At 36.2% G+C, this 13,434-nt stretch carries 6 protein-coding genes; all 6 read left to right on the top strand.

Going from position 1 to position 13,434, the window contains the following annotated elements:
• The first annotated feature begins 46 nt into the window (after positions 1-46).
• Entirely contained in the window at positions 47-2,425 is a 2,379-nt protein-coding gene (locus O0931_RS08860) for an ABC transporter permease (RefSeq protein WP_269415202.1), read from the top strand.
• 117 nt (positions 2,426-2,542) lie between these two features.
• Entirely contained in the window at positions 2,543-4,924 is a 2,382-nt protein-coding gene (locus O0931_RS08855; RefSeq protein ID WP_269415201.1) for an ABC transporter permease, read from the top strand.
• 128 nt (positions 4,925-5,052) lie between these two features.
• The gene (locus O0931_RS08850) at positions 5,053-7,443 is read left to right on the top strand and encodes an ABC transporter permease (protein WP_269415200.1); all 2,391 of its coding nucleotides are present in this window, start codon (positions 5,053-5,055) and stop codon (positions 7,441-7,443) included.
• A gap of 216 nt (positions 7,444-7,659) precedes the next feature.
• A complete protein-coding gene (locus O0931_RS08845) occupies positions 7,660-10,086 on the top strand; it encodes an ABC transporter permease (protein WP_269415199.1) in 2,427 nt (808 codons plus the stop codon).
• 138 nt (positions 10,087-10,224) lie between these two features.
• Positions 10,225-10,920, top strand: coding sequence for an ABC transporter ATP-binding protein (locus tag O0931_RS08840; protein ID WP_269415198.1), 696 nt, complete (start codon positions 10,225-10,227; stop codon positions 10,918-10,920).
• 24 nt (positions 10,921-10,944) lie between these two features.
• Positions 10,945-13,416 carry an ABC transporter permease gene (locus O0931_RS08835; RefSeq protein WP_269415197.1) on the top strand — a complete coding sequence of 824 codons (2,472 nt, stop codon included), beginning with the start codon at positions 10,945-10,947 and terminating at the stop codon, positions 13,414-13,416.
• Positions 13,417-13,434 lie beyond the last annotated feature (18 nt).

The raw sequence follows: 13,434 nt of genomic DNA, 5'->3' as shown, positions 1-13,434 counted from the left end.
CTATTTGCGAGGTCTTGATACTTGATACTAAATACTTGATACTACAATGTTCAAATTAAACTTGAAAATCGCTTTGCGAAACCTTTGGAAGAACAAAACATCTTCTTTCATAAATGTAATTGGTTTGGCTATCGGCCTTGCAGCCTGTTTAATGCTATTGTTGTATGTTTCTTATGAATGGAATTTCGATAAGCAAGCCAAAAACTGGAAAAACGTTTATATGGCCATGACGAATGTTCCTGGCGAGGGTAATAAAATTGCAGGAACTTTTAATGGTTCTACAACAGCTTTAGGCCCGCTCTTAAAACAAAATTTACCAGAGGTTAAATATGTTGCCCGCATGGATTATGGCAAAAAAAGCTTAATCGCGAATGGGCAAAACAGCTATAAAAAAGATTCGAAGTTTGCGGAACCTGATATACTTAAGATGTATGATTATCAATTCATTTCAGGCGATGCAAAAACGGCGCTCCAAAATCCACTTTCGGTTATTTTGACAGAAAGTACGGCAAAAACGTTGTTCGGCACCACCGATGTTTTAAATAAATCTATCCGTTACCAGGATAAAGAAAATCTAACAATAACTGGCGTAATAAAAGATTTACCGGAAAATAGTTCTAACCGTTTTGATTTTTTAATGCCATGGTCGTTTTATGAAATTGTTGACCAAAGTGCTAAAGATTTAAACTGGAACAATTACAGTTTTGTAACCATGGTTTCGCTAAATCCTGATGCAAATATCGATTTGGTAAACCGTAAAGTAGAGGCTTTGGTAAAAGTGAACACACCACAAAATCCGCAGTCGCAACCACATTTTCTGTATCAGGCAAGTAAATTGCACTTGTTTGGCAAGTTTGAGAATGGCAAACCTGCGGGAGGAGATATTGAACAAATCTGGCTTTTTATGGGTTTGGCATTTGGGATATTGTTAATCGCCTGCATCAATTTCATGAACATGGCTACAGCTAAATCAGAGAAGCGAGCCAAAGAAGTTGGAATAAAGAAAACGATTGGTGCTAATCGTACATCGTTAATTTTTCAGTTTTTAACCGAATCAATGGTGCTTACATCAGTTGCTGTGGTATTGGCTATTGCCTTACTCGAGATTTGTCTTCCTACATTCAACGGACTTTTAAACATTAACTTGGGTATTTCGTATTTCAATGCAGTAAGCTGGGTTGGAATTTTGGGAATTGTAATTGCCACGGGTTTAATTGCGGGCAGTTATCCAGCGTTCTATTTATCATCTTTTAACCCAATACAAACACTAAAAAGGAAAATTAATTCAAGAGGCATTTTAACTGTCAGTTTAAGACAAGTTTTGGTTATTGGTCAGTTTTGCTTTGCTATAATCCTCATCATTTCAACTCTGGTTATCTATCGCCAAATTCAATACATCAAAAATAAACCTGTTGGCTTTGATGTAAATGCATTGGTCGAAATTCCGCAGGATGGCGAATTGAAAACTAAGTTCGACTTATTCAAAACTGAAATGCTGAAATCGGGTGCTGTTACCTCGATGTATCAATCATCTGTTAGTCTTTCTCATCATGGCCGCAATTTTATGGATATGAAGTGGGATGGAATGATGAAGCCCGAAAATACGGTGATGTTTAATCAGGTGGCCACATCTTACGATTTTATAAAAACCAATGGCATTAAATTATTGGAAGGAAGAGATTTCTCGAAAAATTTCGCTTCAGATACGAGTGCGGTTATGGTTAGTGCTTCGGCAGTAAAAGTATTCGGTTATAAAAATCCTATTGGAAAAAAAGTAATGGTTTTCGGCTCTAATGCTCATATCATTGGCGTTTTTGATGATTATGTGTGGGATTCGCCTTATAAATCGAATAATCCCCAAGTTGTTTATTTAACCACAGGACAGACAGGTGTAATTACCATGCGCCTTAATAATTCGAATAATTTACAAAGCAACATCGAAACCATTAACAGAATAACCAAGGCTTTTAATCCAGCTTATCCAACTGAAATTACATTCATCAACTCATTATATCAGGAGAAATATAAATCTGAAAAAACGCTTGGTATCCTTTCCAACCTATTCGGTGGATTGGCAATTTTCGTATCGTGCTTGGGTTTATTTGGTTTGGTAGCTTATAGTGCCGAACAAAGAACAAAGGAATTTGGCGTTCGGAAAGTACTTGGCGCATCGGTTTCGAATTTGATGCAGTTGCTTTCACTTTCGTTTATTAAAATGATTGTAGCCGCAATTATTATCGCGGTGCCCATAAGCTATTTTGCGATGAGAAAATGGCTCAATAATTTCGAATTTCATACGGAGATAAGTTGGTGGATAATTCCTGTTGCAGCTATAGGAACTTTATCAATGGCATTAATTACGGTAAGTTTCCAAGCCTATAAAACGGCAAAAGCAAACCCTGTTGATGCTTTGAAATATGAATAAAGCTTAAAGACCAAAGACTAAAGCGACTGCAAAGTCTTGATACTGATAAAGCTTAAAGACCAAAGACTAAAGCGATTGCAAAATCTTGATACTTGATACTAACTACTCAATACTAATATGTTCAAACTTAACTTAAAAATAGCCATCAGAAATCTTTGGAAAAACAAGGGTTTTACGCTAATAAACATCGGCGGACTAGCCATTGGTATGGCTTGCTGTTTAATGTTGCTGCTATATGTCAACTATGAATGGAGTTATGATAAACAATTTAAAAACATTGATAAAATTTACATCACAGGGTTAAACCTGAAGTTTAATGGTAAGCTGGCTACAACCATGGCTTTACCCAATAAACTTTCAAAAGCAGCGATGGAAGAGTTGCCTGGTTTCAAAAGGAGCGCCCGTGCCTCTAATGAGAATAATGTAAAACTTTATAGTCATGGTCAGGATAATTTTAAGCTAACGTCATTGTATGTTGATCCCGATTTTATTAAAATTTTCGATTACCATTTTATTTATGGCGATGCAAATACAGCTTTAAATGAACCAGGCTCATTAATTATTAATGAAACCACGGCCAAAAAACTATTTGGTACTCAAAATCCCATCGGACAAAGAATTACCTATGATGGAAAAAAGGAGCTTAAGGTAAGTGCTGTTATCGAAGATTTACCAAAAAATCAAAGTATGCAGTTTGATGTTTTGCATCCATGGTCATTCTTGGACCAGATAAATCCCGATGATAAAGATAACAGCTGGGGCGCTATAACCTGCTTCACCTATTTCGAACTGAAAGATAATGTATCGATGGAGGCAACCAATGCTTTACTTCAAAAGTTCATTGTAAATAAGGAACCTGAATTAAAAAAGATGACTTATGAGCCTTTTCTTTTTCCTTTTGCTAAAAGGCATTTATATGAGGATTTTCAAAACGGAAAATCAGTTGGCGGTAGGATAGACCAGGTTAGGTTATTTGTATTCCTGGCTTTTTGTGTGTTATTAATTGCTTGTATCAACTACATGAATCTTTCTACAGCCCGTTCCGAAAAACGTGCCCGTGAAGTTGGTGTTCGAAAAGCGTTAGGCTCTGCAAGGAATTCAATAATGGGACAGTTTATGATTGAATCACTAATTCTTTCATTTGTAGCCATGCTTATCGCATTTACCTTGTTAGAGGTTTTGCTGCCTTATTTTAATAATTTATTGGATATTAAAATTCTGATAAATTACAGCTCATTACCTTTTTGGGTTACACTTTGCAGCCTGGTTTTAATTACAGGTTTACTGGCAGGAAGTTATCCGGCGTTTTATCTGTCTTCATTTATTCCTGTAAAGGTTTTAAAAGGATTCAAAGGCTCAACCGGCTCATTATCAATCCGAAAAGTATTGGTGGTATTACAGTTTAGCTTGTCTATCTGCATGATTATTTCTGCCATTGTAATTTACAAACAGATTCAATACATGAGAGACAAATCGCTCGGCTTTGATGTTGCAGCACTTGCTCAAATAGATTTGGAAGGCGAGTTAGTGAAACCTGGAAAACTCGAAATTTTTAAAAATGAACTTAAGCGAGCCGGTGCGATAGAAGCAGCAACAGAGTACGCAGGCGCTTTTACAAGAGGTGGAAATATTACAGGCGATTTATCATGGCCGGGCAAACCTAAAAATGATGTTTCTATTGTGAGTTATAGAAGTACAGGCTTTGATTTTGCCAATACCGCAGGGGTAAAATTAGTTGCAGGACGCGATTTTTCACCGAAATTCCCTGCAGATACCACAACATCTTTACTGCTTAATCAAGAAGCGGTTAAACTGATGGGTTTAAAAAATCCAATCGGTACGGTAATTCACTGGGGCGATAATCCACCGCTTAAAGTTGTCGGTGTTGTGCACGATTTTTTCAACGAATCACTCGGTGCAAAAGTAACTCCAACGGTTTACTATTATAATCTTCGAGACAGCAAATCATTACTATTAAAGCTGAGTAATAAACAATCGCTAACTGCATCAATTGAAATGATTAAAGAGGTAAGTCAACGGTTAAATCCTGCTTATCCCGCAGAAATTAAATTGGTAAGCGAGGGTATGGCAGATAAAATACGAAGCGAGAAATTGTTGAGTGTACTTTCTAATATTTTCGGTGGTTTTGCAATTTTTATTTCTTGCCTTGGTTTATTAGGCCTTGCACTTTACATGGCCGAACAACGGAGCAAGGAAATCAGTATTCGCAAAGTTTTGGGTGCTAATTTATCCGATATTTTGGTACTGCTGAATAAAGATTTTATGAAATTGGTTATCATTTCAAATGTTATCGCAATCCCTGTCGCTTATATTTTAGTTACCAAATGGCTCGAAAAATACGATTATAAAATCACGATGAACCCGTGGCCATTTGTACTGGCGCTTTTAACATCAATAATTATTGCCCTTTTAACCGTTAGCCTGCAAACTTTTAAAGTAGCAAAAGCAAACGCGGTTGATGCACTTAAATATGAATAAAGCCAAAAGACTAAAGCAAAAGCTATTGTCTTGATACTTGATACTAAATACTTGATACTCATATAAGCTGAAAGACTAAAGCAAAAAGCCGGTGTCTTGATACTTGCTACTAAATACTTGATACTACAATGTTCAAACTTAACTTAAAAATCGCATGGCGTAACCTTTGGAAAAACAAGGGATATACGTTCATCAACATTCTTGGTCTTTCTATCGGGATGGCCAGTTGTATCCTCATTTTTATTTTTATCCGCTATCAAATGAGTTTTGATGAGGGTTTTAAAAATGAAGATAAGATTTATCGTGTGGTTTCTACCTGGGATTATGCTGATGGAAACCAATTCTCTTCGCAAGGTGTGCCTTTGCCACTTACACCCGCCATGCGAAATGATTTTTCACCGTACATAGAAAAAATTTCGGCAATTCAGCAAAGTGCGGGCCTTATTAAAATCAAAGATGCAGCGGGAAAAGAAAGGCTAAAAACAATTGAAAGTGTTTTTTATTTGGAACCTGATTTCTTTGAGATATTTAATTATAATTGGTTATCTGGCAATTATAACTCGCTTACCGACCCTGGTAATGTGGTTATTTCCAAAGAAATGGCTAATAAGTTTTTCGGCGATTGGAAAAATGCTTTAGGTAAAAGTATAAATTTCGATGGCAAAATAAATTACACTGTTAGTGGCGTAATCGACGATGTTGCCGAAAACAATTCGATACCGTTAAAAATCATGTTGCCATATAAATCTTTCAAGGATAGGAATATGACGAACTGGGGTTCAGTTGGTTCAAATTCAGAAACATACATTAAATTAAAATCGAATGTAAATATCGAAACGCTGGCAGGCCCGTTAAAATCCTTTCTTAAAAAGTACTACGTTGAAAATGCACCGGGGAAAGAAGGACATTTATTTCAGCCATTAACTGATATTCATTACAATGAAAAATTCGGCAATTTTTCAGGTCGCATTATGCCTAAAAAGCAGCTTTGGGGTTTGGCTGTAATCGGCTTTTTTCTCATGGTTACAGCATCAATAAACTTTATTAACCTGGCAACTGCGCAAGCGGTAAGTCGCTCAAAAGAAGTTGGTGTGCGTAAAGTAATGGGTAGTCAGAGAAGCCAGTTAGTTACGCAGTTCTTAACTGAAACCTTAACAATTGTGTTAATTTCACTACTGATAGGAAGCGTTTTAACTGAAATTGCACTTCCCGGAATGCAAAGTTTATTCGATTCTAAAATCTCATTCAGCATTTTTCAACACCCGATTATTTTAGTTTTTATGCTTTTGCTGGTAGTGTTTGTGAGTTTACTTGCAGGTTTTTATCCTGCTGTGGTTATGTCAGGCTTTAATCCTGCATTGGCTATTAAAAACAAAATTTCAGCAAATACAGGAGGTTTAGGTTTAAGGAAAATTTTAGTAGTTGTTCAGTTCGCCATTACGGTAACGCTGATTATCGGAACTTTGGTTATTCTTCAGCAAATGAAATACATTCGCGAGCAGCCTTTGGGCTTTAATCCAACGGCGATTGCGATGGTCGATTTGCCAAACGACAGCCTTACAACCCAACGTTTTGCTACATTTAAAACACAGCTTAAACAAGTTCCTGGTGTAGAAGAAGTTAGTTTCTGCAGGACGGCGCCATCATCACAAAATAATAATGGCAGTTCGTTTTCTTACAATGGTGGAAAAGACGCAGATTTTCAGGTGAATACCAAAAATGCCGATGAAGACTACTTGAAAACTTTCGATTTGAAATTGGTAGCAGGCAGAAATCTCGTTAAATCTGATACCATAAACGAATATTTGGTTAACGAAACGCTGCTTAAGAAACTTAATGTCAGAAATCCTAATGAGGCCATTGGTAAAATGATTTCGATGGGTGGCATGAAAGCGCCGATTGTTGGCGTAATACAAGACTTTAAAAATAAAAGTCTCCACGAAAATATCGACCCGATTTTGATTGGCGCATTAAAACCAAGATTCTTTTATGCCGCCATTAAACTGAACTCTAAACAGATGTTAGGAACCATGAAAACTGTAGAGAAAATCTGGCAGAATACCTTTCCTGAATCCGTTTACAATGAATCATTTCTGAATGAGGAGATTAATAATTACTATCAGGGAGAGAAAATCATGGGTACGCTTTTCAAAGTCTTCGCCGGCGTAATCATCTTTATCTCCTTTATCGGCTTATTCGGCTTGATTTCTTTCGTTGCTACACAAAGAACTAAAGAAGTTGCCATCAGAAAAGTTTTAGGCGCTTCAACTATTGAGTTGGTAAAAATGCTAAACGGATCTTTTCTGCTAATGGTTTTTATAGCAAACCTGGTCGCCTGGCCGCTGGCCTATCTATTTGTTTCGAGATGGCTCTCAGGCTTTGCCTATAGAATCGACATCAGCATTTGGCCATTTGCTTTAGCAATGCTAATTTCAATGGCCATCACTTTGATAACAGTTTCCATCCGCTCTTACAAAGCTGCAGTTGCCAATACAATTGATGCACTTAAATATGAATAAAGCGAAAAGCTTAAAGACCAAAGACTAAAGGGAAAAGCCGGTTTCTTGATACTCGATACTGACTACTTGATACTAATATAAGCTGAAAGACCAAAGACTAAAGCAAAAGGTCGGTATCTTGATACTTGATACTAAATACCTGATACTGACATAAGCTGAAAGACTAAAGCAAAAAGCCGGTGTCTTGATACTTGCTACTAAATACTTGATACTAATATGTTCAAACTAAACTTAAAAATCGCCTGGCGAAACCTTTGGAAAAATAAGGTTTATGCAGCCATTAATATTGGAGGATTAGCACTTGGATTAACGGCCTTTGTATTAATGCTTTTATACATCAACCACGAGGAAAGTTACGATACCTGGTCAACCGACTTAAAAAACGTGTATCAAATAAGAGAACGGCATGATTTTTTTACGCCCGATAATAAGGAACATTGGAACGAAATATCAAACAGCAGGATTGCTAATTTGATAAGAAGTAAGTTGCCCCAGGCTGTTGCAGTAACTAAAGTAGATAACGACTGGGGTTTTAGCAATGGCTTTTCACTAAAAGTTGATAATGCGGACCCTGTTATAATCAGCAAAATTAAAGATTCTGACAGCAGTTTCTTTAAAGTGTTTCCTTATCAGTTCTTGCAGGGCAGTGCAGATAAAGCACTCGAAAATAAGGAAACAATAGTTTTGAAGGAGAGTCTGGCAATGCAGCTTTTCGGAACAACAAAAGTGTTAGGGAAAACGATTAAAATTGTTAGGTGGAGAAGTGATAAAGGTACTGCGTTAACGATAACAGGAATTGTTGCTGACCCGAAATTTCCGCAAAGTGTAAGTTTTAATGCAATTACGAGGACCGGGAATAAAGATAAAGACCCGGAAAACCCTACTAATAATAATTACTGCCTTGTTTATACGAAGTTGAATAAATCGAGCGATACAGCGGTTTTGAACCAAACGTTGCAAAAATTATATGTGGATTTTAAAAAGAATCTTTTAAACGGGCAAAAAAAGAGTTATAACGATATTTACAAAGATGGTAAGTCGCCCGGTTTAAAGGTTATCCCCATTGAAACGGTTCATTCTAACCCGCCGTACACATCAGGCTGGTTTGATAAATTGAAACCGGTAATGGCTATTTCGGCATTTTTATTATTGGTGTCCGTTATAAACTTTATTAATCTAGCAACGGCTCAATCTGTTCAACGGGCAAAAGAAGTCGGCGTAAAAAAGGTGCTTGGTTCTTATAAAAGGCAACTAACCTGGCAGTTTTTAATCGAATCGGCTATGCAAAGTGTCATATCATTATTTCTTTGCATCATTTTAATTGAGGTTGTATTGCCTGCATTTAACAATCATTTCAAGGTCGATTTAAGTTTCTGGCATAATGCTCAATTGTTTGTTATGATCAGTCAGCTGTTTGGTTTATTTGTTTTTGTAACATTGCTTGCAGGTTTTTACCCGGCCTGGATTTTATCAAATTTCAATCCCGTATCCGTACTTAAAGGAAATTATGAAAATGGATTGAAGGGTATTGCATTGCGTAACGTGTTGGTGATTTTTCAATTTATAATCTCCGTTACATTTATTATCTCTATCGGTGTAATGGAAATGCAATCCCGATATATGAACAACAAAGACTTGGGCTTTGAACGGGGAAATCTGATTAACATAAAAACCAATTATGAAGATGATTTTGCAGAGCGTCTTAAAAAGATTCCGGGTGTTGAATATGTTGCCACAACTACTCAGATAATGGGCAATGCATTTAATGTACCCGAAGAAGTTAAGTATAAAGGGAATGCAATTAACCTTAATACAGTTACAGTTACAATGGACGCCTTACCTGCACTTGGTGTTAAAGTAATGCAAGGCCGCATTTTTTCGAAAGAGTACAAGCAAGATACCGTTAATACCGTTGTTTTAAATGAAGCGGCAGCAAATTTATTTGGCAAAAATTTGATCGGGCAAACATATGGTAAAGTAGATTGGGAAGGGAAAACTAATATTTTCCAAATAGTTGGCATTATAAAAAATTACCATAACGAAGGTTTCGATAAAGCTGTATTGCCTACAGTTTACAAAGTAACAAGCTTAGGCGGAACTTCAAATACAAATAATTTGCTGGTCCGGTTCAATACCTCAAAATATAAAGAGCTGATAAGCAAAATCGAAAATGAATGGAAAATACTTTATCCCGATTTTCCGATGGAATACACATCAATGGATGATGAATTTTCGAAGAGTCTGGAAGAAAATAATCGTTTTATGAATATGATAATTCTCTTCAGCATAGTTTCCGTATCATTATCCTTGCTGGGTTTATTTGCGCTTTCAACATTTGTAGCTAAGCGAAGAACAAAAGAAATTGCAGTTAGAAAAGTGCTTGGTGCTTCCAACATTCAAATAGTAAACCTGTTAAACAAATCTTTCCTGACATTAGTTATAGCAGCTAATTTGATAAGCTGGCCAATTGCTTATATCATTGTTAAAAAATGGCTCGACGGTTTTGCTTACCGGATAGACATGCCTGTTTTTCCATTTATTGCTGCTACGTTAATCTCGGTTATAATAGCCATTTTAACGGTAAGTATTCAGGCGAGAAAGGCAGCGGTAACCGACCCTGTAAATGCACTTAAATATGAATAAAGCTAAAAGCTGAAAGACCAAAGCGAAAAGCGGGTGCCTTGATACCCGATACTAATTACTTGATACTAATATAAGCGGAAAGGCTAAAGCGACTTGCTAATGTCTTGATACTTGCTACTAAATACTTGATACTAAAAAATGATACAACTAAAAAACATCGAAAAATATTATTCAAGCAAAGGCATTAAACATTATGTTTTGCGCCATGTAACCACAACCATTAAACAAGGCGAATTTGTATCCATAATGGGACCATCCGGAGCCGGGAAATCTACCTTACTCAATATTTTAGGTATGCTCGAAGAACCAACTTATGGTAATTATGAATTTATGGACGAAGATGTAACCAACCTTAACGAACGTAAACGCATTGAACTTTATCGAAACCATATCGGCTTTGTATTTCAGGCTTATCACCTGATTGATGAAATGACCGTTTATGAGAATATAGAAGCGCCATTGCTTTATAAAAAGATTGGCAGTTCCGAACGCAAAAGCAGAATAGCCGATTTGCTCGACAGGTTTAACATCGTCGCCAAAAAAGATTTGTTTCCTAATCAGCTTTCCGGCGGACAACAACAATTGGTTGGTATTGCAAGAGCTTTAGCTGCACAACCTTCAATTATCCTCGCCGATGAACCAACGGGTAATTTGCAATCTGCCCAGGCAGAAGAAATTATGCAACTTTTTCAAAAACTAAATAAGGAAGAAGGCATAACCATTATTCAGGTAACTCATTCTGAAAAAAATGCAGAGTACGGAAACAGGATTTTACATATTGCCGATGGTGTTGTAAAAGACGATGTCGCCGTTAGGGATAGCGTAAAGATTTAACCCGTTTACTATTAATATGCTCTTATGTTTAAACTGAATTTAAAAATCGCCTGGCGAAATCTTTGGAAAAATAAAACTTATGCTGCCATTAATATCTTTGGTTTAGCCATTGGTTTGGCGGGATTTATGATTATTCTGCTTTATATAAACAAAGAGACAGGATATGATAAATGGAACCCGGCTTTAAAACGAACCTTTATCGTTTCAGCAGATTTTACCAAAAACGGAGCAGAAAATAAGGGAACCAAAATTAAAGGTTTGCTTTCGCAGGTAATTGATGAGCAAATTCCTGAAGTGGAAGCAGTAGCCATTGGTGGCATCGATGGTCGAAAATTAGATTTAAGAACAAATAAGCAGGATAAAGAAAACAGTAATCTCTTTGAATATGCAGCTGTGGATAGCAACTTTTTTAAAGTTTATCCTTTGCAGGCCATTCGCGGCAGGATGGAAGATATTTATTCAGATAAAAATTCGGTAGCAATCAGTTATTCTGCTGCTGTGAAAATTTTCGGAACTGCTGAGGTGCTCGGTAAAGTTTTATTAAACAACAGAGGTGTTAATTTTCCCGAAGCATCTTTAGTAATAAAAGCTGTTTGGGATGACAGAACGCAACCTTCATCTTTTGGCTTTGATTTTATCAAAGGAGATGATTTATCTGCGTACGGAAATCAAATTTCTACTACGCCGTTTACAACTATTTTTAAACTAAAAAATGGTTTTAATACAGAAGAAGTTATTTATAAAATAAATGATGCCTATATTATTGCTTTAGCAAAATTTCAAAACGGCAATAGTAACGCAAATCTTAAGCTAACAAAAAGTCAGGCACTTAAAATTCTGAAAGAAAAAGAGGGCATTACTTCGATAAAACTAATTACAGAAACAATATCCAACCTCAATTTAAGTAATTTTTATACCACAAATCCTAAAGAAAACACAATTTATATTTTATGTGCCCTGGCTTCATTTTTAATCATCATCTCTTGTATAAACTATACTAATCTGGCCTTGGTTTTAGCACAAACCAGAGCTAAAGAAGTTGGCGTTAAAAAAGTTTTAGGCGCTTACAAATGGAGTCTGATTCAACAGTTTTTTACAGAAACGGGCATTCAGTGCTTTATAGCTTTCTTATTTGCTTTAATTTTTGCCGAATTGCTTTTGCCTCAGGTAAATTATATTTTAACAGATAATTTAGTGCTTTTTAATTCTTCTCATACCTGGTCAATTCTCGGTCAGGTTGGTTTAATTTTAATTGCTATTTTATTTTTATCAGGTGCCTATCCTGCAATTGTTTTGGCAAGATTTCTACCTGCGAGGGTTTTAAAAGGAAATTTCTCTACTTCAAACCAAATCGGCAGCTTAAGGAAAGGACTCGTTATATTTCAGTTTACGGTAGCAATTGCATTGGTTATTAGCTTTGGCGTTATGTTCGCTCAACTTAGCTTCATGAAACAAAAAGATATTGGTCTAGCTAAAGATCAGCTAATGTCTGTAAGCATTGCGGGTTTTGAAAAACGAAAATTAAATCCTGCGGGTTTCGAGGGAATCAAAAGCAGATTGTTGTCAATCGATGGTGTTGCCGCTGTTACGCGAGCAACTGAACAACCAATTAACGATTCGGGTTTTGAAGATAATATCACTTACAATAACAATACATTAAGTGTCGAATCCAGGTACATTGACCCAAATTATTTCCAAACAATTGGTGCAGAGATTATCAAGGGCAGGGGCTATGATTATAATTTATTAGCGAGCGATTCTACACAAAGTATTGTTTTAAACGAAACTGCATTTAAGCAACTTGGCTTATCAAAAAACAACACTCAAATAATTATAGACAGAAATGATGAGAAAGTAAAAGTTAATGTAGTTGGCGTATTAAAAGATATTCAGGCTTATGGTTTTGAAAGTGCTATTATGCCTACAGCTTATTTAGTAAGCGACTATCCGACACATTGGCGGAGAAGTATTATTTTTCGTCTGAAAACTCATAACCTTCAGAAAACAGTTGCAGATATTAAAATCGCATGGAAAAATATTGACCCGGGGGCAAATCCAAAATTTCTTTATGCAGACGAGGTATTTGCAAAAATGAATAGCAGTTACGAAATCAGCGAAAAAATTATTTTCTCTTTTGGAGTGGTTACTTTGGTAATATCAATCTTCGGCTTAGTAGGTTTTGCAGCTTTTAATGCTAAAATGCGTATAAAAGAAATTGCAGTCCGCCGAATCCTTGGCGCCACAACAACATCACTGCTCAAATTGCTTAACGCAGACTTTGTTAAATTGGTTTTGATTGCAATGTTTTTAGCAGATATTCTTGCCTTTATTTACATGCAAAAATGGTTTGGCACTTTTGCATATCGAATAAATATGCCCATAACCGTATTTTTAGTGGTTAATCTATCAATAATACTAATTACAATACTAACCGTGAGCTTGCAGAGTATAAGAGCAATTAAAGAAAACCCTGTTAAGGCTCTGAAATATGAATAAGCAATATTATTTATTACC

This window comes from Pedobacter rhodius (genome assembly GCF_027213645.1).
GTDB lineage: Bacteria > Bacteroidota > Bacteroidia > Sphingobacteriales > Sphingobacteriaceae > Pedobacter > Pedobacter rhodius.
Note: the sequence above shows the minus strand (reverse complement) of the source record. Positions and strands in the feature narration are given on the sequence as shown.